Raw genomic sequence first — 26,157 nt, 5'->3', positions numbered from 1 at the left:
CCGCCGTGCTCGCCAAGGACAAGGCCTTCTACATCTTCACCTCGGGTACCACGGGGATGCCAAAGGCCAGCGTGATGACGCACTACCGCTGGCTGCGTGCGCTCGCCGGGTTTGGCGGCCTCGGCATGCGTCTGACCAGCGGCGACACCCTGTACTGCTGCCTGCCGCTCTACCACAACAATGCGCTCACGGTGGCGCTGTCCTCGGTGCTCAACTCGGGTTCGACGCTGGCGCTCGGCAAGTCCTTCTCGGCGTCGAAGTTCTGGGACGAGATCATCAAGCACGACGCGACGGCGTTCGTCTACATCGGTGAGATCTGCGCCTACCTGCTCAATCAGCCTGCCAAGCCCACCGATCGCAGGCACCGTGTGCGGGTGATCGCGGGCAACGGCCTGCGCCCGGCCATCTGGGACGAATTCACCGAGCGGTTCGGCATCGACCGGGTGTGTGAGTTCTATGCGGCCAGCGAGGGCAACACCGCGTTCCTCAACGTGCTCAACGTCGACAAGACCACCGGCATCTGCCCGTCGCCGATCGCGTTCGTCGAATACGACGAGGAGAGCGGCGGACCGGCCCGCGGCGACGACGGCCGAGTGCGCAAGGTCAAGACCGGGCAGCCCGGCCTGTTGCTGTCCAAGGTCAGCAACTTTCAGCCGTTCGACGGGTACACGGACAAGGAAGCCACCGAGAAGAAGCTCGTCCGCGACGCGTTCAAGGACGGGGACGTCTGGTTCAACACCGGCGACCTGATGCGTTCCCAGGGGTTCGGGCACGCTGCGTTCACCGACCGGCTCGGGGACACCTTCCGGTGGAAGGGCGAGAACGTCGCCACCACCGAGGTCGAGGCTGCCGTGTCCACCGACCCCCAGGTCGAGGAGTGCACGGTCTTCGGCGTCGAGGTCGAGGGCGCAGGCGGCAAGGCGGGCATGGTGGCCATCCAGCTCAAGGACGGCGCGGACTTCGACGGCAAGGCGCTGGCGAAGGCCGCCTACGACCACCTGCCCGGCTATGCGGTTCCGTTGTTCGTCCGCGTCACCGAGTCGCTGGCGCACACGTCGACGTTCAAGAGCCAGAAGGTCGAGCTGCGGAAGCAGGGTTACGGCGGTGGCTCCGGTGAGGCCGAAGGCGACGACGACGACACCGAGGCCGGCCAGCTCGACGACCCCATCTACGTGTTGGCCGGTCGCGAGGAGGGTTACGTGCCGTTCTACCAGGAGTACCCCGGCGAGGTCGTCGACGGGAAGCGCCCCAAGTCCTAGCGACTTGCGTGTTGAAACCCGCGCTCAGCGCGGGTAAACGTGCACGAATCGCGCGCCCGTAGCCTGGTGGGCGTGCAGGCGACGTTTCTGGGCCGACCCGTCGCGGGCGACCGCGCCATGATCATGGCGATCGTGAACCGGACCCCGGACTCGTTCTACGACCGCGGCGCCACGTTCACCGACGACGCGGCGAAGGCGGCCGTGCACCGGGTCATCGCAGAGGGCGCCGACGTCGTCGACGTCGGGGGAGTCAAGGCCGGCCCCGGCGAGACGGTCGACGCCGCCGAGGAGATCGCCCGCGTCGTCCCATTCATCGAGTGGCTGCGAAGCGCCTATCCAGAGCAGTTGATAAGCGTCGACACCTGGCGGGCGTCGGTGGCCAAACAGGCATGCGCGGCGGGGGCGGACCTCATCAACGACACCTGGGGTGGGTCCGATCCCGGGCTGCCCGACGTTGCCGCCGAGTTCGGCGCAGGCCTGGTGTGCTCACACACCGGCGGGGCGGTCCCGCGGACACGGCCATTCCGCGTCAACTATGGGATATCGGAACGAGGCGTCGTCGACGACGTCACCGCGGAGGTCACGGCGGCTGCCGAGCGCGCCGTCGCCGCAGGGGTCAGCCGGGAGGCCGTACTGATCGACCCGACCCATGACTTCGGTAAGAACACTCATCATGGTCTTAGTTTGTTGCGCCACGTAAAAGATCTTGTAAACACCGGATGGCCTGTCCTGATGGCACTGAGCAACAAGGATTTCGTCGGGGAGACTCTTGGGGTGGGCTTGACCGAACGCCTCGAGGGAACTCTGGCCGCAACCGCGCTCGCCGCGCAGGCGGGGGCAGCCATGTTCAGGGTTCACGAGGTGGGGTCCACGCGACGCGTCCTGGAAATGGTCGCGTCGATCCAGGGCGTGCGTCCACCGACGCGAACCGTAAGGGGACTGGCATGACGGACAGGCGAGTAGCGAAGCGAGATCGCGGATGACCCTTACACCGGAACTCGCCGCGGACACCGTGGCGGGACATCGCTGGTTGAACGACCACACCTGGCGCAGGCCCACGTGGACCGTCGCCGAACTGGAAGCCGCCAAGGCCGGTCGGACCGTGTCCGTCGTCCTACCCGCCCTCAACGAGGAAGAGACCGTCGCGTCGGTCATCGACACCATCAAGCCGCTGCTCGGCGGTCTCGTCGACGAGCTCATCGTGCTGGATTCCGGCTCCACCGACGACACCGAGATCCGCGCCGTCGCCGCAGGTGCACGCGTCGTCAGCCGAGAAGCGGCACTGCCAGAGGTGGCTCCCCAGCCCGGCAAAGGCGAGGTGCTGTGGCGTTCGCTGGCCGCCACCACCGGTGACCTGATCGTCTTCGTCGACTCCGACCTGATCGATCCGGACCCCATGTTCGTGCCCAAGCTGCTCGGTCCGCTGCTTACGACCGACGGCGTGCACCTGGTGAAGGGCTTCTACCGCCGCCCGCTGAAGGTGAGCGGCAGCGAGGACGCCAACGGTGGCGGCCGCGTCACCGAACTGGTGGCGCGACCTTTGCTCGCCGCGCTGCGGCCCGAGCTGACATGCCTGCTGCAGCCCCTCGGCGGCGAGTACGCCGGGACCCGCGAACTGTTGACGTCGGTGCCGTTCGCGCCCGCCTACGGCGTCGAGATCGGCCTGCTGATCGACACCTACGACCGGCTCGGCCTGGACGGCATCGCCCAGGTGAACCTCGGCGTCCGCACCCACCGCAACCGCCCGCTGACCGAGCTGGCGTCGATGAGCAGGCAGGTCATCGCGACCCTGCTTTCCCGTTGCGGCGTGCCCGACTCGGGTGTCGGTCTGACCCAGTTCTTCGCCGACGGCGAGGACTACGCGGCCCGCACCTCGACGGTGTCGCTGGCTGACCGTCCGCCGATGGTGACCGTGCGACCTCACTGAGAGCCTCGGGACGCGCTGCGTCGTACCCGTCAGGCAGTATCGACGGCGTGACGTTGATCCTTCTGTACCTCGTCGTGCTGATCCTGGTTGCCATTGTGCTGTTCGGCGTCGGCAGCGTCGTCTTCGGGCGCGGTGAGCGCCTGCCACCGTTGCCGCGCGGCACCACCGCCACCGTTCTTCCCGCGTCCGACGTGACGGGGGCCGATGTTGCGGCGGTGAAGTTCAGTCAGACGTTGCGTGGATACAAGGTGGGCGAGGTCGACTGGGTGCTGGATCGACTGGGCCAGGAACTCGATCAGTTGCGCGGTCAGCTTGCGGCGGTGCGCGCGGCCTACGGCGTCGACGAGTTCGGCGTCGAAGTTGGCAGCCGCGAGAGCGTGCCGGTAGCCACGCTGTACAAGACGGACGTCGACGACGATCCCGACGTCGTTCCCGGGGACGGGGCGCACCACCCGGCCGACGCCCATGCCGCCGACGGGCGCGACGAACGATGACCCCCGTCGCCGAAAGCGTGGAGGGCGACGGCAGGGTTCGCTGCAGCTGGGCGGACTTCAGCGGATCGCGTTGGGCCGCCGATGATTCGGTCCTCTACCGCAACTACCACGACACCGAGTGGGGTCGGCCCCTGCGTGGCAGCCGGGAGCTGTTCGAGCGAATGACGCTTGAGGCGTTCCAGAGCGGTCTCTCGTGGTTGATCATCCTGCGCAAGCGGGAGAACTTTCGCCGCGCCTTCAAGCGCTTCGAGGTAGCCAAGGTCGCCCGGTTCACCGAGCGTGACGTCGAGCGCCTGATGGACGACGTCGGCATCGTGCGCAACAGGGCCAAGATCGACGCGACCATCGCCAACGCACGTGCGGTCGCCGACCTCGACGTCGACCTCGGCGAGTTGCTGTGGTCGTTCGCACCGCCAGCCAAACCCCGCCCTGACGACTTCACCCAGGTGCCCGCCGTCACTCCGGAGTCGAAGGCGATGGCCAAGGAACTCAAACGGCGCGGGTTCAAGTTCGTCGGGCCGACGACCGCCTACGCCCTGATGCAGGCGACCGGCATGGTCGACGACCACCTCGCCTCGTGCTGGGTTCCTGCGGTTCGGCGCGACGCCTAAGTCGGGTCTTTGCACACCGATTGGCTGGCATAGGGAACAATGGTGCGTGATCAGTTCAGGTCGAGTGCTGTCGCCGGGTGGACAGCCTCGGCCCCGATCCGTTCCGCTGACGCGGACCGGCGCACGCGGAGGGAGCAGTCGATGGCGGCGATGAAGCCCCGGACCGGCGACGGTCCACTGGAAGCAACCAAAGAGGGGCGGGGCATCGTGATGCGAGTACCACTGGAAGGTGGTGGGCGTCTCGTCGTCGAACTCACCCCCGACGAGGCCGCCGCCCTCGGCGAGGAACTGAAGAACGTCACCAGCTAGCTGCCCGCCTGGAGCAGCTCTAGGACGACACCTTCCGGTAGATCTCCAAGGTCTGCTCGGCGATGTGAGTCCACGAGAATTCGTCGATGCACCGTTGTCGGCCGACCACGCCGTAGCGCTGGGCCCGAATGGGATCGGCGACGAGCACGTTGACGGCTTCGGCCAGGTCGTTCTCGAACGTCGCCGCATCCGTGGCGTCGTAGTGCACCAGCAGCCCAGTCTCGCCGTTCGCGACTACCTCTGGGATGCCGCCGACATCGGAGGCGACCACTGCCGTCGAGCAGGCCATGGCCTCCAGATTCACGATGCCAAGCGGTTCGTACACCGACGGGCACACGAAAACTGTTGCCGCCGACAGGATTTCACGGATTTGATCGCCCGGCAGCATCTCCTGCACCCAGAACACTCCGCTGCGTGAGGCGGCCAGTTCCTGCACGGCGCCACCGACCTCGGCCGCGATCTCCGGCGTGTCCGGTGCACCGGCACACAGCACGAGCTGAACCTCTGGGGCGAACCGGTGCGCGGCTGCGACCAGATGGGCCACTCCCTTCTGGCGAGTGATCCGGCCAACGAACGCCACGATGGGCCGCGTCAAGTCCACGCCGATGCGCTCCAACGCCGATCCGGTGGCCGCGGGCGCTGCCGGATACCACTTCTCGGTGTCGATCCCGTTGCGTACCACGTGAACGCGATTGGGGTCCAAGGCCGGGTAGGTGGCGAGGACGTCCTCACGCATGCCGGAGCTCACGGCGATCACCGCGTCGGCCGCCTCGACGGCCGTGCGTTCCACCCACGACGACACCCGGTATCCGCCGCCGAGTTGTTCGGCCTTCCACGGCCGCATCGGTTCGAGCGAGTGTGCGGTCAGCACGTGCGGAATGCCGTACAGCATCGCGGCGAGGTGACCCGCCATGCCCGCATACCAGGTGTGGGAGTGCGCGACGGTGGCGCCCGACGCGGCGTTCACCATCGCGAGGTCGGCCGACAGCGTCGTCAAGGCGGGGTTGGCCCCCGACAGCGCGGGGTCGGGTTGCGCGACGAACACGTCGGGTTCGCTGGGACGAGGCTTGCCCATGCAGAGCACGTCGACGTCGCACATGTGTTTCAGCTGTGCGACGAGTTCGGTGACGTGCACGCCCGCACCGCCGTACACCTCTGGTGGATACTCCCGAGTCATCATCGCCACCCGCATGATGACGACGGTAGTGGACCACCGGGCTCCCGGGGAGTGGGCCGCGCCAATTGTCTTGACCGACAGCCCGACAGACTTTCCTGGGCCAATCGTGTCAATGCCTAGCCGCAGTGGGTGGCGGCCGATAGGTTTGATGCATGAGGGAACTGCCACACGTCCTCGGCATCGTCCTTGCAGGTGGTGAGGGAAAGCGGTTGTACCCATTGACCGCCGACCGTGCCAAGCCTGCGGTTCCCTTCGGCGGTGCCTACCGACTCATAGACTTCGTGCTTTCGAACCTGGTGAACGCCAGGTACCTGCGCATCTGCGTTCTCACGCAATACAAGTCGCATTCGCTGGATCGCCATATTTCGCAGAACTGGCGGTTATCGGGGCTTGCCGGCGAGTACATCACGCCGGTGCCTGCGCAGCAGCGGCTCGGCCCGCGGTGGTACACCGGCTCGGCCGACGCGATCCTGCAGTCACTCAATCTGATCTACGACGAGGATCCCGACTACGTCGTGGTGTTCGGCGCCGACCACATCTATCGCATGGATCCCGAGCAGATGCTCCAGTTCCACATCGAGAGTGGCGCGGGGGCAACGGTCGCAGGAATCAGAGTGCCTCGGGCGGAGGCGAGCGCCTTCGGCGTCATCGACGCCGACGACTCGGGACGCATCCGAGAGTTCCTGGAGAAGCCGGCGGATCCGCCAGGTACGCCCGACGATCCCGAGCAGACGTTCGCGTCGATGGGCAACTACATCTTCAGCACCAAGGTGCTCGTCGACGCCATCCGCGCCGACGCCGAGGACGACGACTCCGACCACGACATGGGCGGTGACATCATTCCCCGGCTGGTGCGGGACGGCATGGCGGCCGTCTACGACTTCAACGACAACGAAGTGCCCGGCTCGACGGAACGCGATCACGGCTACTGGCGCGACGTCGGGACGCTCGACGCCTTCTACGACGCGCACATGGATCTGGTGTCGGTGCACCCCGTGTTCAACCTGTACAACCGGCGCTGGCCCATCCGAGGGGAACCGGAGAACCTCGCCCCCGCCAAGTTCGTCAACGGCGGCTCCGCCCAGGAATCCGTGGTGGGTGCGGGCAGCATCATCTCCGCGGCGTCGGTGCGCAATTCGGTGCTGTCGTCGAACGTCGTCATCGACGACGGCGCGATCGTCGAGGGCAGCGTCATCATGCCGGGCGTGCGGATCGGGCGTGGTGCCGTGGTGCGGCGGGCGATCCTCGACAAGAACGTCGTGGTCGGACCCGGCGAGATGGTCGGCGTCGATCTGGACAAGGACCGCGAGCGCTTCGCGATCAGCGCGGGTGGCGTGGTCGCCGTCGGCAAGGGCATCTGGGTCTAGGTGATCTGAGCCCGCTGCTTGCGGCGGCGCCGTCGCCAAAGCGACGCCGCGGCCCAGATGATCGCGGCGAGCACCACGAGAACCAGCACGGGGAGCAACAGCGCGACGAACACCAGTCCGATGCTGGTGATGTCCTCGAAGGTGCTCAAGACCGGCGCGGCCAAACCGGCGGTCGCGACGTTGGCGACCGGCCGCACCGCGGTCTTGGTGAGGTGCATGGCGAGTGCGACGACGACGCCGATCACGATCGGAACCCACTGTCCGGACGCCACGAAGGCGCCGGGGTCGGTGACGGCAGCGGTCTGCGCAGCCGTGCCCGCGCCGAAGACGATGCCGCCCGAGGTGGGGCGGACGACGGTTTGGATCACGTCGTTGACGCTGTCGAGGGCGGGAACCTTGTCGGCGACCACCTCCACGGCGAGTAGCACCGCGACGATCGTCAGCACCCAGCCGTTCTCCAACCAAGCCCAGCCGCCGGGAAGGTTCACCAGGTCGGTGAAGCGGGCCAGTAAACCCATGGCGAGCAGTGGAATGTAGGCGTTCAGCCCGGCCGCGCTCGCCAGGCCAAGACCGGTGAGGAACTCCACGGGTTCAGTATGGCGTCGAGCTCTCGGTGTGCTCTGCGAATCTCCGAGGCGTGGGCGGCCGTCATCGCAGCCGTCGGCGGGGCCACGCCGACGCCGAGGGGTGAGCGTCAGTCGACGAGGGCTGTCGCTTCGACTTCGACGAGTACGTCGGGCTCGAAGAGATAGTCGACCCCGATGAGCGACGCGGGTGGCAGGGGCGTCGGCAAGTCGACTTCCTGAGCGACCGATTCGATGCCCGCCATGAAGTCGCCGATCTTCTCGGGCGTCCAGCGCGTGACGTAGAACGTCAGCCGGAGCACGTCGTGAAACGTGGCCCCGGCGCCCGCGAGACCTCTTGCGGTGTTGCGCAGCGATTGTGCGACCTGCCCGGCGAGGTCGTCCTGCGCGACGGGACTCCCGTCGGCCAGGCGCGAGATCTGCCCCGCAACGTGCACGTGACGGGTGCCGGTGCCGACCGCGACGTGGTGGTAGGGCGTGGGCTGCATCATGCCCTCGGGGGTGAAGCGCTGAACCGACATCGGGACTCCATCCTGCTCGAAGTGGTTGGGTGCATCTTTGATACTTGGTGCACCGAGGACACTTCAACGAGACTAGGTTTCATGGCCGATACCTCAGAAGCCCTCGTCGACGAGCTGACGATTTCGGCGCCGCACCGGGAACTGCTGGACCAGGTGCTCGACAAGTGGTCGCTGGCGGTGCTCAACGAACTGTGCGTGCGGCCCCGTCGATTCAACGAACTTCGCCGGGCGATCCCGGCGGTGACCCAGAAGTCGCTGACCGCGACGCTGCGCAAGCTGGAGCGCAACGGCATCATCGGGCGCCGACTTCTCAGTACCCGCCCGATCGCCGTGGAGTACGCAATCACGCCGCTGGGCAAGACCCTTCGGCCGCCGGTCGACGTGCTGCTGGATTGGGCCAGGGCTCACATGCCCGACATCGAACGGGCGCGCGACGCGTTCGACGCTGACGAACTGACACCGCGAGAGGTGTGAGCGTTCGTCGTGGCATCAGGCTTGCCGGTCGGACTTCTGACCGCGGCCCGGCCGCTCGTGCTGCGGAACCTTCGGCGTATCGCGAACCGACCGGCCCTTGCCCGCCACGGTGGCCAGGGCGCGCCGGCATCGGGGGCAGATCGGCTTGCCATTGATGTCGACCGTCCAGCTCTTGCCGCCGCCCGGGCATGGCTTGTCGATCACGGCGCACCCACTCGTCGTCTTAATCTGCCAGTGCGCATGCCGAATCCTATCGTCGGTGCCTCGGCGGCCGCGGTGCGCGCACCGCCGGGGTGTCACCAGAGCCCAGGCACCAACCGGTACCGCACCGTCCGCGTGTACTCGCCATAGCCAGCCAGTTCGGCGTTCAGCATCTTCTCCTCGTCGATGATCCTGGCCGCCAAGACCGGCACGGCAGCCACCACCACGAGCACCCCCCAGTAGGAATCCAGTGCCAGAGGCATCCCAACCATCATGATCAGCGCGCCGAAGTACATCGGGTGGCGCACCACCCCGTACAGCCCGGTGGAGACCAGCGGCTGCTCGAACTCGACCACGATGCTGGCCGACGCATACGCGTTCTGGACGACGACGAGTTGGGCCAGAAATAAGCCGACCGCGACCATGACGTCGCCGATGACGACGACGAGCATGGGCACCGACGACCAGCCGAACCGGTGATCCAGTGCGGCCACCACCAGCGCCAAGATCACGAGAACCACCGTCGCCGAGATGATGATGCGCTGCGCGGGGCGGGTCTCCGCCGTCGGACCAGCCTTCAACCGACGAGCGAGGGCGGCGGGATTCGTCACCGCCAGATACCAACTGGGGATGATCGTGGCCACGATGAAGACCGCGATGAAGACCCATGCCTGCCAGTAGTCGAACGTCCACGCTGGCAGGAACAGCGCGAGCCCGAAGAACAACACGCCGAACACCATCGACGCGACGGACTGAAGTGCGATCTTGACGGTCATTGCAGATCCCGTCGACGAAACATGATGGCGCCCAACGTGACCAGAACGGAATCAATCACCAGCAGCCATACCAGTGGCGCGACGGTGAAGTCACCGAAGCCAACGCGTGGGACGTGGGTGAAGGGTTCCATGTCGAGCAGCCACTGCGGTGCATTCGATAGCGAACCAAGCAGATAGACGGCGACGAACGCGACGAGCACCCCCCACGCCACCGGCGTGAACCGGGGTATCGCTCCGAACAGCACGACGGTGACCGCGGCGAGCAGCCACACTGCGGGGAGTTGCACCGCAGCGGTGCCGAGCACCGTCGGAAGCTTGCCACCGACGTCCCCGGCTGCGGCGCCGTAGGTCACCCCCGCCACCAGCGCCGAGATCATGATCGCGCCGCCGGAACCGACGACGGCGAACACCAAATGACTTGCCAGCCAATGGGTCCGACTCACCGACCCAGCGAGTAGGGACTCGGCGCGCTGACTGGTCTCCTCCTGGTGCAGTCGCATCGTCAGTGAGATGGCGAACGCTGCGGCGATCATTCCCAGCATGCCGAACGCCACGGCGACGAAGGCCTGTTCCATCTGGTCGGTGCCGCCAAGGCGGGCCACGACGTCACGTGCCGACTGACTGTCGCCGATCTCGCCGCCGATGCCATTGACCACGCTGCCGATGACGAGGCCGTAGAGGCAAAGACCAATCGTCCACAGCACCAACGCGCCACGGTTGAGTCGCCATGCCAGAGACGTGGCCCCGCGCAGACCGGCTGCCGCCCGAGTCGGGCCAGGACGTTCGGCGATCATGCCAGCACCTACGTCGCGACGGGCGAGCAACCGGTAGGCGAGGAGGAGCAACGCTAAGGTCAACGCGACGTGCAGCGACAGCACCCAGAACCGGTCGCCGGCGTACGGACGGACCTGTAGTGACCACCCCAGCGGGGACACCCAGGACAAGAACTCCACCCGCGACCCGGCGTCGCCGACGGCGCGCAGGGTGAACGCGGCGGCGAGCACGCCGAACGCTGCGCCACGGGCGAATCGCGCGCTCGGCGAGAGCTGCGCCGTCACCGCGGCGACGGCGGTGAACACCAGCCCCGAGGAGGCCAGCGCGAGTCCGAACGCCACCGACCCGGAGGCCGGCACGTCGACCGCGAGAAGGCCTGCGGCGCCGAGGAGTCCGGTGAGGATCGATGCGCCACCGGCAAGCAGCAGGGCGGCGGTCAGACTAGCCGCCCGTCCGACTGCCGTCGAGTCGATGAGCTCGGTGCGGCCCGATTCCTCGTCGGCGCGGGTGTGCCGGATCACGGTGAGGATGACGGCGACGGCGATCAGCACGCCGAACATGCTGGCCTTCCAGATGCCCGTGGCGCCAAGGCTGTCGCCGTAGACGTTGCCGTACAGAGCGCGCTGGGCGGGGCTCGCCATGATGGTCGCCGCGAAGTTCGCGCGGTCCGCCTCGGTGGGATAGACGGCTTCGATGCTGCCGACGTACACGGTGGAGAGAGGGACCGAAAGCAACAGGACCCACAGCGGCGCGACGATCCGATCCCTGCGTAGGTAGAGGCGAAGCAGCCCAAAGGTTCCCGAGAAGGTCGAACCGTCGGTGGCGGCCCGATGGGCAGGTTCGTGCGGGCGTTCCAGCGTGGTGGTCACGCCGTCACCCGCTCGGCGGGCTCACCCACGTCGTAGTGACGCAGAAACAGTTCCTCCAGCGTCGGTGGTTGGCTGACGAGGCTGCGTACACCGGCGTTGCCGAGCGCCTTGACGACCTCGCCGAGGCTGTCCGCGTCGACCTGGGCCCGCAGCACCCGCCCCTGGACGCTGAGGTCGGCGACGCCGGCGATCCTGCCGAGGTCGCCGGGATCGCCGACCAATTCGGCCGTGATCGACGTGCGCGAAAGGTGGCGCATCGACTCCAGCGTGCCGGATTCGACGGTCCTGCCGTCGCGGATGATCGTCACGCGCTGGCAGAGCGCCTCGGTCTCGGCAAGGATGTGGCTGGACAACAGGACGGTGGCACCGCGATCGCGAGCCTCCGCGACGCATTGTTGAAAGACGTTCTCCATCAGGGGATCCAGTCCGCTGCTGGGTTCGTCCAGCAGTAGCAGTCGCGCATTCGAGGCGAATGCCGAGACGAGCGATACCTTCTGCCGGTTGCCCTTGGAGTACGTGCGAGCCTTCTTCGACGGGTCGAGGCCGAATCGCTCGACGAGCTCGCCGCGTCTGTTCTCGTCGATGCCGCCGCGCATGCGGGCCAGCAGGTCGATGGTCTCACCGCCGGTCAGCGACGGCCACAGAGTGACATCGCCCGGAACATAAGCGATTTGGCGATGGAGATTTACCGCGTCGGCCCACGGATCACCGCCGAGCAGGCGCACGGATCCCGAATCGGCGCGGACCAGACCGAGGAGGATCCGGATGGTCGTCGACTTGCCCGCACCGTTGGGCCCGAGGAAGCCGTGTACCTCGCCGTCGGTGACCGTCAGGTCGAGGCCGTCCAGTGCGCGCACGGACCCGAAGTCCTTCGTCAGGCCGCGGACTTCAATGGCGGCCATCTCGCCAGATCTGATCGTCATCGTTCACCTCTCCTTCGATGCGGGGTGGGCGTCCGCCTGGGTCTGTTGCGCGATCAAGGCGTCGTACATCGTCGAATCGGTCATCAGGCCATGGGTGTAGACGTCGAGGGCGGGCATCACCATGTCCTGCCCGTAGTCGTGCAGCACGGCGCGCATGTCCTTCGGGTTGTCGTGCAGTTGCAGGTACAGCAGGAAGCTGCCGCCTCCCGCCATGGCGAGAAACTTGGCCCGACCCTTGGGGTCTCGGCTCGGTTTCAGGGTTCCGGCGCGAACCCCCTCCGCGAGGTACTGCTCGGCGTTGTCGATCATGTTGCGCCACAGCGTCTTTGCTAGGTCGCCGCCGGATTGCATGCTACGAACCAGGTAGGCCATCAATGGCGCGAAGGACTCGATCTCGGAGAGTTGGGCGAACCACGCCACGGGGTCGGCGGTCTTCAACGATTCGGTCTTGGATTGGCGGATGGTCTCGGCGACGTAGTCGTCACAGGCCTTGCGCAAGCCGTCCTTGGAGCCGAAGTGGTGGATCAACAGGGCCGCGCTCACGCCTGCGGCCTTGGCGATGGCGCGGAGTCCGACGTCCAAGCCGTGCTCGCCGAACTGCTCGATCGCCGCGTCGCGGATGCGGGCGGTGGTGGTCAGATCGTCGACTGAACGCATGTTTAACATGCTAAACACGCGTTCAGTCGTCGGTCAAGAGTCGAGCTGCTCGCCCAGAAAGGTCGAGGGAGCGGTCAGTCGCGCGCGGCGACCAGCAGACCGTCGCCGAGCGGCACCAGCACGGGGGTCAGACGCTCGTCCTCGGCGATCAGCCGCGTCGCCTCGCGCACCGCGGTGACGTCGCGGTCGTTGGCGTTGGCATCGCCGGCCCGGCCACCAAGCGCGGCGTGGTGAATGACGATCGCACCACCGGACCGCAGCAGTCGCACCCCCTCGACGACGAACTGCGGTTGATCGGCGGGATCGGCGTCGATGAAGACCAGGTCGTACGAATCGTCGGCCAGACGCGTCAGAACGTCCTGCGCGCGGCCACTGATCAGCCGGGTTCGGGACGGGCCGATCCCTGCCTCGTTGAACGCCTGCTTGGCCAGCCGTTGGTGCTCGGGTTCGACGTCGATGGTGGTGAGTACGCCGTCCTCGCGCATTCCGGACAGCAGCCAGAGCCCGCTCACGCCGACGCCGGTGCCGACTTCGACCACGGCCTTCGCCCCTGCCAGCTTCGCCAGCATGCTGAGCAAGGCGCCCACGGCAGGGGTGACGGCGCCTGCCCCGCTGTCGTCGGCGCGCTCCCGCGCGGCAGCGGTCAAGACGTCCTCGGAGATGGAGTTCTCGGCGTGCGCCATGATTGCCGCAGCGCGGCTCGGTCGCACGCTCTCGGCGGTACCGGGCGCACCGGCGGGGTCGTCGGTGCTGGCCATGCCCGCAGCGTAGAGCGAAGCGTCAGTCGGCCGCACCCGACACGCCCGTCCCCGGACGCGAAAATCCGGCCGAATTCGGCTGTTTTCGCAGTTCGTACCGTGGGTATCCGACATTCTCAGGAAAAGTTCAGTTTGCTCATATGCGGGGCTCACCGCGGTCGTGAACGGTAAGCGCATGGAAAACGGCGGAAGCTGGGCCTCTCGGTACGACTCCGGGAATATCAATCTCGACCCGTCCGTTTCCGCCGATGTCGAGTCAACGCTTGGCGCTGGCAAGCAACACAGTGATCTCAAGCAACACAGTGATCTGGAGGATCAGACGACCACCGCGAGCACGTCCCCCGTATTCATGGCCCACCTCGAGCCGCAGGGCGATGGTGATTGGGTCGAGCCGAGCGAAGAGCTGACCGGAACCGCCGTGTTCGACGCGACCGGCGACAAGACCACGATGCCGTCATGGGATGACCTGGTTCGTCAGCACGCCGACCGCGTGTACCGACTGGCCTACCGCCTCTCGGGCAATCAGCACGACGCGGAGGACTTGACCCAGGAGACCTTCATCCGGGTCTTCCGTTCCGTGCAGAACTACCAGCCAGGCACCTTCGAGGGCTGGTTGCACCGCATCACCACCAACCTGTTCCTGGACATGGTCCGGCGTCGCAGCCGCATTCGCATGGAAGCGCTGCCCGAGGACTACGACCGCGTGCCAGCCGACGATCCGAACCCCGAGCAGATCTACCACGATTCTCGGTTGGGCCCGGACCTGCAGGCAGCGCTCGATTCACTGGCGCCAGAGTTCCGTGCCGCCGTGGTCCTATGCGACATCGAAGGGTTGTCCTACGAAGAGATCGGCGCCACGCTCGGCGTGAAACTCGGCACCGTCCGCAGTCGCATCCACCGCGGCCGCCAGGCGCTGCGCGAGCACCTGGCAAAGCACTCCGAAGACGCAGCGCGGTCTGCCTGACCGGTCATGGGCGTTCTGGTGGGTGTCCAACGTCACCAGTCGCGCTACATTCGAGGGTGCGGCCGTCGCCGTCGCGACGAGCCAACGGGTGATCGTTCTGGAGAGGGGCTGAGCAGTGGTAGATCCGGGCCACGTATTCCGTCGTGCATTCTCCTGGCTGCCCACCCAGTTGGCGTCACAGAGTGATGCGCCGGTCGGGCCGCGAAGATTCGGGTCCACTGAGCACCTCTCCACCGAGGCCATCGCCGCGTTCGTCGACGGTGAGCTGCGGATGGGAGCACACCTCCGAGCCGCACACCACATGTCCTTGTGCCCGCAGTGCTCGGCCGAGGTGGATGCGCAGGGGCAGGCCCGAGCCGCGCTGCGTGATTCGTGCCCGATCGTCATACCGAAGTCGCTGCTCGGTGCGCTGTCGCAAATCCCGCACCACGCGCCGCTGGACCCACCGGTCGACGAGTCGGCTGACGGGCCCGCGAGTCAGTTCGCCGCTGACGGCACGCGCTCCCGCCGCAAGCGCCGGTAGGCTCGACCACATCGAACAAGGCCGTGACCACGGCTGAACACTGGCGTCCACCAGCACTGGTGGCCGCTCTGATGGAGAGTGAAAACGGGTGACCGACCAGGACCAGTCAGGCAATAGTCCTCGGATGGCGCCGCGCCCCGTGACGCGACCGCCCGTCGATCCAGCCGCCACCCGCGCCTTCGGTAGGCCCGAGGGCTTCAACGGGTCGTTTCTCGGCGCCGACAATCAACGCGATCAGGGTGAGTACACGCCGAGGGACCAGGCGCCCGATCCCGTGCTCGCCGACGCGTTCGGCAGGCCGGGCGCGACCGTCGACTCGCTGCAACGGCATCCCGCCGACGCGGGTGCGCTGCAGGCCGAGCGCGAGCGGGAGCTGCCCGACGAGCCCGCCGACCCGTGGCGTGATCCGGCGGCCGCGCCGTCGCTCGGCACCCCGGCCATGCCCAAGACAGCTTCGACGGCGACGGCCGCCACTCCGCCGCTGGGCAAGCTCGGCGTCCGGGACGTGCTGTTCGGTGGCCGCGTGTCCTGGGTGGCGTTGGGCATCATCATGATCGTCGCGCTGGTGATCGGCGTGCTGGGCGGCGTCGTCGGCCGCAAGACCGCCGAGGTCGTCCAGGCGTTCACGACGTCCAAGGTGACCCTCGAGACGGGCGGCGAAGCCCAGGAGCCCGCGGGCAAGTTCGCCGACGTCGCTGCCGCCGTTGCCGACTCGGTCGTCACCATCAACGTGGACAACAAGGAGAAGACCGAGGGATCCATCGGTTCCGGCGTCATCGTCGACGGCCGCGGATACATCGTCACCAACAACCACGTCATCTCCGACGCCGCGAAGAACGCCGCCGACTACGACATCACCGTGGTGTTCAACGACGGCAAGGAAGTGCCTGCCAACCTGGTGGGGCGCGACCCCAAGACCGACTTGGCCGTCCTCAAGGTCGACAACGTCGACAATCTCGTCGTCGCCCGACTGGGTGACTCCGAGAAGCTGCGCGTTGGCGAAGAAGTCATCGCCGCAGGTGCCCCGCTGGGGCTGCGCAGCACCGTCACCCAGGGCATCATCAGCGCGCTACACCGGCCCGTTCCGCTTTCGGGCGACTCGTCGGACACCGACACGGTGATCGACGGTGTGCAGACCGACGCGTCGATCAACCACGGTAACTCCGGTGGCCCGCTGATCAACATGAACTCCGAGGTGATCGGCATCAACACCGCGGGTAAGTCGTTGTCCGACAGCGCAAGTGGGCTCGGCTTCGCAATCCCCGTGAACGAGGTCAAGGACGTCATCAACAACCTCATCACCCAGGGCAAGATGGCCCACCCGACGCTCGGCTTGAGCGCGGTGTCGGTGAGCAACTCGGTTGCGTCCGGCGCCCTCATCAAGAACGTGGTCGTGGGCGGTCCTGCGGATCGGGCGGGGATCAAGGAGAACGACGTCGTGGTCAAGATCGGCAACCGCGCGGTCGCCGACGCCGACGAGTTCGTCGTCGCGGTGCGCCAGCTGCAGATCGGCCAGGATGCGCCCGTCGAGGTGATCCGGGACGGACGTCCCGTCACCCTGACCGTGAATCCCGGCTCCGACGACGCAGCGCAGTAACCATGTTCGCCAACGTCGGGTGGGGCGAGATGTTGGTGCTCGTCATCGCGGGCCTGGTGATACTCGGGCCGGAGCGACTGCCCGGCGCCATCCGCTGGACGGCGGGCACGGTGAAGCAGGCGCGGGAGTACCTCAGCGGTGCCACCAGTCAGCTGCGTGAGGATCTCGGCCCCGAGTTCGAGGACCTGCGGCAGCCACTGAGCGAACTGCAGAAGCTGCGGGGGATGACGCCGCGGGCAGCGCTGACCAAGCACCTGCTCGACGGCGACGACTCCTTCTTGACCGGCAACTTCGACAAGCCCGCTGCGCCCGGCAATCCGTTGCCCGACAAGCCCACGCTTGAGAAGCCGGTGTCGCCGGGTGGGCCGCAGCCCAAGCCGCAGGAGCCGACGTCGACGTCGGAACCCCGCCCGACGCCGTACGACAGCGACGCGACTTAGCGCCCCACCGGGTTCAGGCCGAGAGACACCCCTGCCAGGCCACGCTTGCGGGCGGTGAGCGCGTCGGCGATGCTGCGCAGTTCCTTGCCCGCCGCGGAGTCTGGCGCGCTGATCACCAGCGGCACCCCGGTGTCCCCTGCGGATACCAGTGCCGGATCGAGCGGTACCTGACCAAGCAGGGGCACGTCGGCGCCGATCGACTGACTCAGCCGCTCGGCGACCGTCTGGCCGCCGCCTTCGCCGAACAGGTTCATCACGGTGCCGTCCGGCAGCGTCAGCCCCGACATGTTCTCGACGACGCCCACGATCCGTTGGTGGGTCTGTAGCGCGATGGCGCCTGCGCGTTCGGCCACCTCGGCGGCCGCGAGCTGCGGTGTGGTCACCACCAGGATTTCGGCGCCGGGAATCAGCTGCGACACCGAGATCGCGATGTCGCCGGTACCGGGCGGAAGGTCGAGCAGCAGAACGTCCAGATCACCCCAGTACACGTCGGCGAGGAACTGCTGCAGCGCGCGGTGCAGCATCGGTCCGCGCCACACCACCGGGGTGTTGCCCTGTGTGAACATGGCGATCGAGATGACCTTCACGTCGTGGGCGACGGGCGGCAGGATCATCGAGTCGACCTGAGTGGGCCGGTCGGTGGTGCCCATCATGCGCGGCACCGAGTGGCCGTAGATGTCCGCGTCGAGTACGCCCACCGACAGCCCGCGCGCGGCAAGCGCGGCGGCGAGGTTGACGGTCACGCTGGACTTGCCGACGCCGCCCTTGCCGGATGCGACCGCGTACACCCGGGTCAACGAGCCGGGCTGGGCGAAGGGAATCACGGGTTCCCGGGAGTCGCCCCGCAGCTGCTTGCGCAGCTCGGCGCGTTGCTCGTCGTTCATCACGTCGAGCGTCACCTTCACGGCGCCGGTGCCCGGTACGTCGACGACGGCCTTCGTGACGCGATCGGAGATCTCGGTCTTCTTGGGGCAGGCCGAGGTGGTGAGGTAGATCTCGACGTGGACCGCGCTGTCGGAGGGGTCGACGGTGACGCTCTTGACCATGCCGACTTCGGTGATCGGCTTGCGCAGCTCCGGGTCGACCACCTTGGACAGCGCGGCGCGCACGGCCGATTCCAGGGCCTCGGGATCTGTGGGTGCTTGCTGTGACATCACCCGCGAGTGTATGCCCCGTGCTCAGCCGACCGGACCGGGCGCTGGGCCGGTGGGGTGCAGCACCAGCGGAGGCTCGGGGGGCGGCGGTCCGAACGGGAACGGCGGAGGCGGCGGCGCTCCGAACGCGAACGGCGGAGGCAACGGCTGGCCGAAGGGCGACGGCGGCGGCAGGGCGGGCGCAGGCGATGGCACCGCTGCGGGGGTCAGGCAGAAGACCCGGCAGTTCTGCTGCGGTGCGGGGGCACCGGCGGGCAGGCCCAGCTGGGTGGCTCCGTCGGGGTCGACGAGTGGCAGCCTGGCAAGCGGGTCGTCCGCGGGAAGACCGATGGCGTTCAGCGGCAGGCCGGGACCGAGGCCCTCGGGCCTGGTGTCGAGGTGCGCATCGCCGATCGGGGGTGTGGGTCCGGTGATCGCAGGCAGGTCGGTCGGCGGAACGCCAGTCGCGTAGGCGGCAGCCCACCCGAGCACGTTCTGGGCGTAGGCCATGGAGTTGTTGTAGCGCAGGATCGCGGCCATCACCTGGGACGGGTTGCGGAGGTTCAGGCCTCCGCTGCACAGATACCGGGCCGCGCCCAGGGACGCGTCGTAGAGGTTCTGAACGTCGGCCTTGCCGTCGCCGTCGCCGTCCGAGGCATAGCGGGCCCAGGTACCGGGGAGGAACTGCATCGGACCCATGGCGCGGGCGTAGGTCACCTTGCCCGCCTGCACGCTGTGCACGATGACCTCGTTGCCGGGCAGCGTGCCGTCCAGTGAGGGGCCGTAGATGGGCTGCAGCGGGGTGCCGCGCGGGTCGGTGGCGCCGCCATTGGCGTGGAGTGACTCGATGCGGCCGATGCCGGCCAGGAGGTTCCAGCTGACGCCGCAGCCGGGGTACGCACCCGCCATCATGCGTTCGGCGTTGCGGTACGCCGCCAGGGCCATCCCCGGAATGCGAAGACTGCCTGGCGAACTCACGACGACTGGCGGTGGCGGCGCCGAGAGGTTGACGACGGCGAACTGGAACAGCGTCGGGGGTCGGGACGCGGCGACGACCGTGATGCCGGAGCCGTCGCCAGTGCGGGCAACCGCCGCCAGCGGGGTGATCCCGGCGTCGGCGACGGCGTGCTTGGCGGAAGGTGAGGAGGCCCCTACGGCGAGAAGCAGGACGAATGGAGCGAGGACCGCGACGCCGAATGCGGGGGTGCGGGCAATCCCGGTCATGCGGGCGCGTGCCGCGCGCACCTTGGCGCCCGCCCCGTCACCCGCCCCTATGCGCACTCGACCGTCCTAGATCCGGCAAACCCTCGTGAACCAGGTCACCATACCGATTCGTGTTACGCGTGTTGCAGCAATGCTCTAGACGGGTTCATCCCAGTTCTGTTGGGCCCGCGCGCCGGAGTTCTTCTTGGGCTTCTTCGCCTTCACGTCGGTCAGGAGTTCGCGCAGTTCGTCCAGTTCGCGACGGAGGTAGTCACGTGTGACCACCTCGCCGACGGCCAACCTCAGGGCGGCGAGTTCCCGCGCGAGGTACTCGGTGTCCGCCTTGGTCTGCTCGGCCCGTCTGCGGTCCTCCTCCAGCGACACCCGGTCGCGGTTCTCCTGGCGGTTCTGCGCCAGGAGAATCAACGGAGCCGCGTACGCGGCCTGCGTCGAGAACGCCAGGTTCAGCAGGATGAACGGGTAGGGATCCCACCGCAGGTTCACGGCGAACAGGTTCAGTGCGATCCAGACGATCACCAGCGCGGTCTGGATGCCCAGGTAGCGACCGGTGCCGAGGAACCGGGCGATGGACTCGCTGACGCGTCCGACGGCCTCGATGTCGACGCGTGGCGTGAACCGCCTGCGCCGCGTGCGCGGGGTGTCGAGCCGCTGCCGAGCCGAAAGATCACTCACGACTTGCCTCCTGGCGTGTTGAGGACGCCGGCCACGTCATCGGGATTCGGCAGTTCGGGCTCTTCGCGGACGCGCCAGTCGTGAGGCAGCAGATGGTCGAGGACGTCGTCGACGGTAACCGCGCCGAGAAGGTGCTTCTCGTCGTCGACGACGGGTCCGCAGACCAGGTTGTAGGCGGCGAAGTAGCGGGTGACGCCCGCCAGCGACGTCTCGGGGTGCAGATTGGGCATATCGGAGTCGACGATGCCGCTGACGAGGGCGGCGGGCGGCTCCCGCAGCAGCCGCTGTAGATGGGCGCACCCCAGATAGCGGCCCGTGGGGGTGGAGGTCGGCGGCCGGACGACGAACACCAGTGAGGCCAGCGCGGGAGTCAGGTCCGGATCGCGGACCCGTGCCAGCGCCTCGGCCACCGTCGTACCGGGTCCGACCACCACCGGCTCCGGCGTCATCAGGCCACCCGCGGTGTCGGGGGAGTGCTTGAGCAACCGCCGGACCGGCTCGGAGTCCTCGGGGTCCATCCGGGCCAACAGCGCCTCGGCCTGCGACGCGCCCAGCTCGCCGAGCAGGTCGGCCGCGTCGTCGGGATCCATCGCCTCGAGCACGTCCGCGGCGCGCTCGGTGTCGAGCTTCCCGAGCAAGTCGGCCTGTTCGCTCTCTGGCAGCTCCTGCAGGATGTCGGCCAGGCGTTCGTCGTCGAGTGCGTTGACCACCTCGTAGCGCCGCTTGGCGGGCAGCTCCCGGATCGCGTCGGCGACGAGGACGGGCCGCTGTCCCTGGAACTGCGCGAGAAGGTACGCGACGCCCTGGCCGGGGAGGGCCATGGCCGACTGGGTCAAGCCCGTGACGTTCTGCCAGTCGACGATGTGCACGGCGGTGCGTCGGCCCAGTCGGCGATGACTTCGCACTGCGACGCGGGTCACCACCCAGTCCCTGGTGCGGATCTGTTCGAGCGCGAGGTCGACGACGACGAGGTCCACTCCCGCGAGATCGGCTAGTTCGGGATCCTGCACGCGCACCCGGGTGTCGAGCACCTGGCCGAAGACCAGGGCCTCCCCCGGTCGCTGCGCGAAGCGGCGCAGGGAGACGCTGGTGTTGGTCAGCGTCACCGCGCTGGGTTCGATCGCGGCCACTCGGAGTAGACCGACGAAAATCCTTCTGCGGGTGAGCAATTCGACCACCAAACCGAGCACGCGGGGCTGCTGGCGACCGATGCCGATGCTGATCACCACGTCGCGGACGCGGCCTATCGACTCGCCGTCGGGGCCGAGCACCAACATCCCCGAGAGTCGGGCCGCATAGACCCTGTTCACCGCCACCATGTGTAGAAGAGTAGAGACTGTGGGCGTGGAGAATCGCTATCGCCCCCGTCGAACGTGTCTTTCGGTTCCCGGCAGCAGCGCGAAGATGATTGACAAGGCCAAGGGTTTGCCCGCCGACGAGGTGTTCCTGGATCTCGAGGACTCCGTCGCACCAGATGCCAAGGCGCAGGCGCGTACTCAAGTCGCGGCCGGGCTGGCTTCCGACGGCTGGTCGGGTCAGTTACGCGGAGTGCGGGTGAACGACTGGAGCACGCCGTGGACGCATGCCGACGTCATCGAGGTGGTTGCCGCGGCGGGAGCGCACGTCGATCTGGTGGTACTGCCCAAGGTGACCGACGTGGCGCACGTCCAGGCCCTCGATCTGTTGCTGACCCAACTGGAGGTCACCCACGGATTGCCGGTGGGACGCATCGCGATCGAGGCGCAGATCGAGGACGCTCGCGGCCTGAGCAACGTCGATGCCATCGCGGCGGGACCGCGGGTGCAGGCACTGGTCCTCGGTCCTGCGGACATGATGGCGAGCCTGAACATGCGCACCCTGGTGGTCGGTGAGCAACCCGAGGGCTACGACGTCGGCGACGCGCATCACTACGTGCTGATGCGGATCCTGGTTGCTGCCCGCACGCACGGCATCAACGCGATCGACGGTCCGTACCTCAAGGTGCGCGACGTCGAGGCCTTCCGGCGGGTCGCAGGCCGGGCAGCGGCCCTCGGGTACGACGGCAAGTGGGTGCTCCATCCCGACCAGATCATCGCGGGCAACGAGGTCTTCAGCCCACGCCAGGCCGACTACGACCACGCCGAGCTGATTCTGGAGGCGTACGACTGGCACACGTCGCAAGCCGGGGGAGCGCGGGGCGCCGTAATGCTGGGCGACGAGATGATCGACGAGGCCAGCCGAAAGATGGCTTTGGTGATCGCGGGGAAGGGCCGAGCGGCCGGGATGACCCGCGCGTCGGGGGCGTTCGAGCCGCCGACGGCTTAGCCGTAGTAGCCGCTCTGCGACGAGACCGCGATGGCGAAGATGATGATGATGCCGTAGAGCAGCCAGCCCGCGGCGGAGATCGCGCCGACGATGACTCCCGCCAACGCCAACCCGTAGCCCTCCTGCCCGGTCCGCTTGGTCTCGCGCATGCCCATGATGCCCAGGACGAGTCCGACGACGGACGGCAACCCGCAGAACAGCAATCCGACCAGCGACGTGACGAGGGCTGCGATGGCCTTGCCGTTGGTGCCCGGGGGCTTGCCCCCGCCGTAGGGGTCATAGCCGTACGGGTAGGGCGGCGGCGGGTACTGCTGATAGCCCGGCGGCGGGCCCCCGACGGGCGGCGGATAACCGGGCGGCGGCGGCGGGTAACCAGGCGGCGGGTAACCGCCGGGCGGATAGCCCCCTTGCGACGCGCCCGGCGGCTGGTCGTACGGCGGGGGGTAGACCGGCTGCTGCGAACCGTCCGTCGGGTAGTCGACCGGTGGATACGGTTCGGCGGGCGGCGTGGTCTTCTCCAGCGACGGATACTCGTGGCCGTACGACGGCTGGTCGGGTCCGGGGTTCACCACGAAATCAGTCCCATCACTATGACGATCAGGCTCTTGGAGAAGCGTAACCGCGCGGACGACGGTTTCTGTGTTTCAAGCCGCTAGAACCACCAGTGGCTGGAGACGACCACCACAAGCACGGCGAGCCCCAGAAGGCCCAGCCCACCGATGACGATGCCCGCGATCGCCATCTCCTTGCCCTTTTGGTGAGTCTTCTTGACCTGGTTGAGCGCCAGGACGCCCAGGACGATGCCCACGATCGAGCCGAGGATGCCGAGAAAGCAGAAGACGCCGACGGGGATGGCGACCAGTGAGCTCACCAGCGAGCCGATCGCCATGCCGTTGGTGGGCACTGGCGCGCCGTAGGCAGGGGGGAATTGGCCGGGGTAGGCAGGTGGGCTCGGGTATCCCTGCGGACCTGGGTAGCCCTGGTAGCCCGGATACGCGGGTGGCGGGGGATAGCCGCCCGGCGGCACCGGGGGTGAGCCCGGTGGCACCTGGGGTGAGGCCGGCGGCCAGGTGCCGTTCGGGGCCTGCCGTCCGGTGCCGTAGTCGATCGGCGGGTATCCATGCGGGCCGGGCTCGGGTTGCTGCCAAGGCTGCTGCTGGGAAGGATCGCCTGGGTAGCTCCCCGGATGGCTCATGGGGGTCAACGTACCCGAGCAATTGCTCGGGGGGCACCGCACCTTGACGCCGACTGCGGCGCTGCCGTGAGTCGGACACCTTCGGCGATGGTCGTGCGTTGGAGAATGAGGAACGGTCGACACCAGCACCGAACCAGTACGGAAGACGACCAGGGATCCAGACCAGGGATTCGGACAAGGGATTGAGACGAGGCTTGACACGATGACGAACCCACTTCAGAAACCAGGACGCGCAGGACAGACTCCGGGACGTGGTGGTCTGGGCGGGTTGCCGACACCGCCCAAGGGCTGGCCGATTGGCTCCTACCCCACGTACGCCGAGGCTCAGCGGGCCGTTGACCACCTCTCGGATCAAGAATTCCCCGTCGAACAGGTAACGATCGTCGGTGTCGATCTGATGCAGGTGGAGCGCGTTACCGGTCGACTGACGTGGCCGCGCGTGCTGGCCGGTGGTGCGGCGACGGGGGCCTGGCTTGGCCTGTTCATCGGCCTGGTGCTCGGCTTCTTCGGCCCGAACCCGTGGAGTTCGCTGATTGCGGGCCTTCTCGCCGGCGTGATGTTCGGTCTGATCACCTCGGGCCTGCAATACGCGATGGCGCGGGGCACAAGAGATTTCAGTTCGACGATGCAATTGGTTGCCGGTCGCTACGACGTCCTGTGCGATCCGCAGAGCGCGGAGAAGGGCCGGGATCTGCTGGCGCGCTTGACCATCTGACCTCGCCATCCTGCCTCGGGGCAGCGCCAACACGACGTATCGACGTCAGGCGTGAGTTTGCGGCGCTGCGGTGTCCCTGCTTTCGCGAAGGTTGCTGCAGCGTCACGATTGCGACGCGCACGCGCCAAAGTGTTGCGCATTGCGCGTAACTCGCTCTACGGTTTGCGCGCGGACGGAACTCGCTCACGAAGCCGCTCCGGTGGTGACTGGGATGCGGAGCCGCGCCGGCGGTGACATGGGATGCGGAGCCGCGCCGGCGGCGACATGGGATGCGGAAACGGAGGCGGTGGTGCGCGTTAGACGGCTATGCGCTGCGGCGTTGGCTGGGCTGACGATGGCGTCGACGGTATCGGCGTGCACTTCCGCCGGTGGCGGAACCGTGATCAACTTCTACACACCGGCCAGCGAGATGGCCACCTTCACCGCGGTGGCCAAGCGGTGCAACGACGCGCTCGGCGGCCGCTTCACCATCAAGCAGATCAGCTTGCCCAAGGCTGCCGACGATCAACGTCTGCAGCTGGCGCGCCGTCTCACCGGCAACGACAAGACTCTCGACGTGATGGCGCTCGACGTGGTGTGGACTGCTGAGTTCGCCGAAGCCGGTTGGGCTCTGCCGCTGTCCGACGACCCGGCCGGTGAGGCCGAGGCCGACGCGCGCGAGGACACCTTGCCTGGTCCGCTCGCCACGGCGGAATGGCAGGACCGTCTCTACGCCGCCCCGGTCACCACCAACACCCAATTACTGTGGTATCGAGCTGATTTGATGCCGGAGCCGCCCACCACCTGGGATGGCATGGTTGCCGAGGCCACCCGCCTGCACGCCGAGGACAAGCCCAGTTGGATTGCGCTGCAGGCCAAGCAGTACGAGGGCCTGGTGGTGTGGTTCAACACGCTGCTGGAAAGTGCTGGCGGCCAGGTGCTCTCCGATGACGGCAAGACCGTCACCCTGACCGACACACCCGAACATCGCGCCGCAACGGTCAAGGCGCTCGAGATCATCAAGGCTGTTGCCACTGCGCCTGGCGCCGACCCGTCGATCACCCAGACCGACGAGGGCACCGCGCGGCTGGCCCTCGAACAGGGCAACGCCGCACTCGAAGTGAACTGGCCGTTCGTCCTGCCGTCGATGTTGGAGAACGCCGTGAAGGGCGGAGTTGAATTCCTGCCGCTCAACGAGAACCCGGAGCTCCAGGGCTCGATCAACGACGCGGGCACCTTCTCCCCGTCCGACGAGCAGTTCACGACCGCCTACGACGCCAGCAAGGAGGTCTTCGGCTTCGCGAACTACCCGGGTGTGCTACCCGGTCAACCGGCCAAGGTGACCCTCGGTGGACTCAATCTCGCGGTGGGCAAGAACACTCAGCACGAGGCGGAGGCGTTCGAGGCCATCCGGTGCATGCGCAGCGCCGAGAATCAGAGGTACACCTCCATCGAGGGTGGGCTGCCCGCCGTGCGTGCGTCCCTGTACGACGACCCCGCCTTTCAAGCCAAGTATCCGCAGTACGAGATCATCCGCGAGCAGTTGACCAATGCCGCCGTGCGACCGGCCACACCGGTCTACCAAGCTGTTTCGACGCGGCTGTCGGCCACGCTGGCGCCGATCACCGACATCGACCCCGAGCCCATGGCCGACGAGCTCACCGAACAGGTGCAGAAGGCCATCGACGGCAAGGGGCTCATCCCGTGACGGCCCCCACCGGGACGGCCGA

General features: G+C 67.5%; 29 protein-coding genes and 1 pseudogene. 15 read left to right on the top strand and 15 right to left on the bottom strand.

Annotated features, from left to right (window positions below):
- The 6 genes and pseudogenes from ABW137_RS31630 to ABW137_RS31605 form a co-directional block, all read left to right on the top strand.
- Nucleotides 1-1,259, top strand: a 1,259-nt coding sequence (locus tag ABW137_RS31630; RefSeq protein WP_526406168.1) for a long-chain-acyl-CoA synthetase, incomplete at its 5' end; no start/stop codon positions are given.
- Between the two features lie 117 nt (nucleotides 1,260-1,376).
- Entirely contained in the window at nucleotides 1,377-2,207 is an 831-nt protein-coding gene (gene folP / locus ABW137_RS31625; RefSeq protein ID WP_526406174.1) for a dihydropteroate synthase, read from the top strand.
- 31 nt (nucleotides 2,208-2,238) lie between these two features.
- Entirely contained in the window at nucleotides 2,239-3,186 is a 948-nt protein-coding gene (locus ABW137_RS31620) for a glucosyl-3-phosphoglycerate synthase (protein ID WP_526406166.1), read from the top strand.
- Between the two features lie 47 nt (nucleotides 3,187-3,233).
- A pseudogene (locus ABW137_RS31615) lies at nucleotides 3,234-3,533 on the top strand (DivIVA domain-containing protein); the annotation flags it as partial.
- A gap of 143 nt (nucleotides 3,534-3,676) precedes the next feature.
- A complete protein-coding gene (locus tag ABW137_RS31610; protein ID WP_526406164.1) occupies nucleotides 3,677-4,291 on the top strand; it encodes a DNA-3-methyladenine glycosylase I in 615 nt (204 codons plus the stop codon).
- A gap of 141 nt (nucleotides 4,292-4,432) precedes the next feature.
- Nucleotides 4,433-4,600, top strand: coding sequence for a DUF3117 domain-containing protein (locus tag ABW137_RS31605; protein ID WP_066857137.1), 168 nt, complete (start codon nucleotides 4,433-4,435; stop codon nucleotides 4,598-4,600).
- 19 nt (nucleotides 4,601-4,619) lie between these two features.
- On the opposite strand, the gene glgA is transcribed toward ABW137_RS31605, so the two are convergent.
- Nucleotides 4,620-5,792 (bottom strand): glycogen synthase, encoded by a 1,173-nt coding sequence (glgA, locus tag ABW137_RS31600; protein WP_526406162.1) that lies wholly within the window; start codon nucleotides 5,790-5,792, stop codon nucleotides 4,620-4,622.
- A 137-nt stretch (nucleotides 5,793-5,929) separates the two neighbouring features.
- Here glgA and glgC point away from each other — a divergent pair, with 137 nt between their 5' ends.
- Nucleotides 5,930-7,144 (top strand): glucose-1-phosphate adenylyltransferase, encoded by a 1,215-nt coding sequence (glgC, locus tag ABW137_RS31595; RefSeq protein WP_526406160.1) that lies wholly within the window; start codon nucleotides 5,930-5,932, stop codon nucleotides 7,142-7,144.
- Here the strand turns inward: glgC and ABW137_RS31590 are convergent.
- Entirely contained in the window at nucleotides 7,141-7,731 is a 591-nt protein-coding gene (locus ABW137_RS31590; RefSeq protein ID WP_526406158.1) for a DUF4126 family protein, read from the bottom strand. The genes glgC and ABW137_RS31590 overlap by 4 nt on opposite strands.
- Before the next feature lie 107 nt (nucleotides 7,732-7,838).
- On the bottom strand, nucleotides 7,839-8,249 hold the full coding sequence (locus ABW137_RS31585) for a Rid family hydrolase (RefSeq protein ID WP_526406156.1): 411 nt from the start codon (nucleotides 8,247-8,249) through the stop codon (nucleotides 7,839-7,841).
- 81 nt (nucleotides 8,250-8,330) lie between these two features.
- Between ABW137_RS31585 and ABW137_RS31580 the strand changes: the two genes are divergently transcribed.
- Complete coding sequence (locus tag ABW137_RS31580) at nucleotides 8,331-8,723, top strand: winged helix-turn-helix transcriptional regulator (protein ID WP_526406154.1); 393 nt, start codon at nucleotides 8,331-8,333, stop codon at nucleotides 8,721-8,723.
- Between the two features lie 15 nt (nucleotides 8,724-8,738).
- On the opposite strand, the gene ABW137_RS31575 is transcribed toward ABW137_RS31580, so the two are convergent.
- From ABW137_RS31575 to ABW137_RS31550, 6 genes are all read right to left on the bottom strand, one after another.
- The gene (locus ABW137_RS31575) at nucleotides 8,739-8,927 is read right to left on the bottom strand and encodes a hypothetical protein (protein ID WP_526406152.1); all 189 of its coding nucleotides are present in this window, start codon (nucleotides 8,925-8,927) and stop codon (nucleotides 8,739-8,741) included.
- A 92-nt stretch (nucleotides 8,928-9,019) separates the two neighbouring features.
- Nucleotides 9,020-9,700 (bottom strand): methyltransferase family protein, encoded by a 681-nt coding sequence (locus ABW137_RS31570; RefSeq protein WP_526406150.1) that lies wholly within the window; start codon nucleotides 9,698-9,700, stop codon nucleotides 9,020-9,022.
- On the bottom strand, nucleotides 9,697-11,343 hold the full coding sequence (locus ABW137_RS31565; RefSeq protein WP_526406148.1) for an ABC transporter permease: 1,647 nt from the start codon (nucleotides 11,341-11,343) through the stop codon (nucleotides 9,697-9,699). Before ABW137_RS31565 ends, ABW137_RS31570 begins: the two co-directional genes overlap by 4 nt.
- Nucleotides 11,340-12,245, bottom strand: a complete 906-nt coding sequence (locus tag ABW137_RS31560) for an ABC transporter ATP-binding protein (protein ID WP_526406172.1) — start codon at nucleotides 12,243-12,245, stop codon at nucleotides 11,340-11,342. Before ABW137_RS31560 ends, ABW137_RS31565 begins: the two co-directional genes overlap by 4 nt.
- A 24-nt stretch (nucleotides 12,246-12,269) precedes the next feature.
- Complete coding sequence (locus ABW137_RS31555; protein WP_526406146.1) at nucleotides 12,270-12,923, bottom strand: TetR/AcrR family transcriptional regulator; 654 nt, start codon at nucleotides 12,921-12,923, stop codon at nucleotides 12,270-12,272.
- A gap of 74 nt (nucleotides 12,924-12,997) precedes the next feature.
- On the bottom strand, nucleotides 12,998-13,681 hold the full coding sequence (locus ABW137_RS31550) for an O-methyltransferase (protein WP_526406144.1): 684 nt from the start codon (nucleotides 13,679-13,681) through the stop codon (nucleotides 12,998-13,000).
- A gap of 175 nt (nucleotides 13,682-13,856) precedes the next feature.
- Here ABW137_RS31550 and sigE point away from each other — a divergent pair, with 175 nt between their 5' ends.
- The 4 genes from sigE (at nucleotide 13,857) to tatB (ending at nucleotide 17,205) form a co-directional block, all read left to right on the top strand.
- Complete coding sequence (sigE, locus tag ABW137_RS31545) at nucleotides 13,857-14,645, top strand: RNA polymerase sigma factor SigE (protein WP_526406142.1); 789 nt, start codon at nucleotides 13,857-13,859, stop codon at nucleotides 14,643-14,645.
- Between the two features lie 115 nt (nucleotides 14,646-14,760).
- A complete protein-coding gene (gene rseA, locus ABW137_RS31540) occupies nucleotides 14,761-15,168 on the top strand; it encodes an anti-sigma E factor RseA (RefSeq protein WP_526406140.1) in 408 nt (135 codons plus the stop codon).
- Nucleotides 15,169-15,256: 88 nt separating this feature from the next.
- Nucleotides 15,257-16,765: a serine protease HtrA gene (gene htrA / locus ABW137_RS31535; RefSeq protein WP_526406138.1), complete on the top strand. Its 1,509-nt coding sequence runs from the start codon at nucleotides 15,257-15,259 to the stop codon at nucleotides 16,763-16,765.
- A gap of 2 nt (nucleotides 16,766-16,767) precedes the next feature.
- Complete coding sequence (tatB, locus tag ABW137_RS31530; RefSeq protein WP_526406136.1) at nucleotides 16,768-17,205, top strand: Sec-independent protein translocase protein TatB; 438 nt, start codon at nucleotides 16,768-16,770, stop codon at nucleotides 17,203-17,205.
- Here the strand turns inward: tatB and ABW137_RS31525 are convergent.
- The 4 genes from ABW137_RS31525 to ABW137_RS31510 all read right to left on the bottom strand — a co-directional run bounded on the left by ABW137_RS31525 (nucleotide 17,202) and on the right by ABW137_RS31510 (nucleotide 21,553).
- Complete coding sequence (locus ABW137_RS31525) at nucleotides 17,202-18,359, bottom strand: P-loop NTPase (RefSeq protein WP_526406134.1); 1,158 nt, start codon at nucleotides 18,357-18,359, stop codon at nucleotides 17,202-17,204. The two genes, tatB and ABW137_RS31525, sit on opposite strands and share 4 nt — an antisense overlap.
- A gap of 24 nt (nucleotides 18,360-18,383) precedes the next feature.
- Nucleotides 18,384-19,619, bottom strand: coding sequence for a lytic transglycosylase domain-containing protein (locus ABW137_RS31520; RefSeq protein ID WP_526406132.1), 1,236 nt, complete (start codon nucleotides 19,617-19,619; stop codon nucleotides 18,384-18,386).
- Nucleotides 19,620-19,697: 78 nt separating this feature from the next.
- Nucleotides 19,698-20,234, bottom strand: a complete 537-nt coding sequence (locus ABW137_RS31515; protein ID WP_526406130.1) for a DUF1003 domain-containing protein — start codon at nucleotides 20,232-20,234, stop codon at nucleotides 19,698-19,700.
- Entirely contained in the window at nucleotides 20,231-21,553 is a 1,323-nt protein-coding gene (locus ABW137_RS31510; protein ID WP_526406128.1) for a magnesium transporter MgtE N-terminal domain-containing protein, read from the bottom strand. The genes ABW137_RS31515 and ABW137_RS31510 overlap by 4 nt, the downstream gene beginning before the upstream one ends.
- Nucleotides 21,554-21,578: 25 nt before the next feature.
- Here ABW137_RS31510 and ABW137_RS31505 point away from each other — a divergent pair, with 25 nt between their 5' ends.
- Nucleotides 21,579-22,538, top strand: a complete 960-nt coding sequence (locus ABW137_RS31505) for an HpcH/HpaI aldolase/citrate lyase family protein (RefSeq protein ID WP_526406126.1) — start codon at nucleotides 21,579-21,581, stop codon at nucleotides 22,536-22,538.
- Here ABW137_RS31505 and ABW137_RS31500 read toward each other — a convergent pair.
- Both ABW137_RS31500 and ABW137_RS31495 read right to left on the bottom strand, forming a co-directional pair.
- Nucleotides 22,535-23,110, bottom strand: coding sequence for a DUF4190 domain-containing protein (locus ABW137_RS31500; protein ID WP_526406124.1), 576 nt, complete (start codon nucleotides 23,108-23,110; stop codon nucleotides 22,535-22,537). The genes ABW137_RS31505 and ABW137_RS31500 overlap by 4 nt on opposite strands.
- A gap of 80 nt (nucleotides 23,111-23,190) precedes the next feature.
- Entirely contained in the window at nucleotides 23,191-23,733 is a 543-nt protein-coding gene (locus ABW137_RS31495; RefSeq protein ID WP_526406122.1) for a DUF4190 domain-containing protein, read from the bottom strand.
- A 202-nt stretch (nucleotides 23,734-23,935) separates the two neighbouring features.
- Here ABW137_RS31495 and ABW137_RS31490 point away from each other — a divergent pair, with 202 nt between their 5' ends.
- Nucleotides 23,936-24,448, top strand: coding sequence for a general stress protein (locus ABW137_RS31490; RefSeq protein ID WP_526406120.1), 513 nt, complete (start codon nucleotides 23,936-23,938; stop codon nucleotides 24,446-24,448).
- A 289-nt stretch (nucleotides 24,449-24,737) separates the two neighbouring features.
- Nucleotides 24,738-26,135 carry an ABC transporter substrate-binding protein gene (locus tag ABW137_RS31485; RefSeq protein ID WP_526406170.1) on the top strand — a complete coding sequence of 466 codons (1,398 nt, stop codon included), beginning with the start codon at nucleotides 24,738-24,740 and terminating at the stop codon, nucleotides 26,133-26,135.
- Nucleotides 26,136-26,157: the final 22 nt, after the last annotated feature.

Source organism: Mycobacterium sp. (assembly GCF_040509115.1).
Taxonomy (GTDB): domain Bacteria; phylum Actinomycetota; class Actinomycetes; order Mycobacteriales; family Mycobacteriaceae; genus Mycobacterium.
The sequence above is the reverse complement of the archived record's forward strand: the minus strand, read 5'-3'. Positions and strand labels throughout refer to the sequence as shown.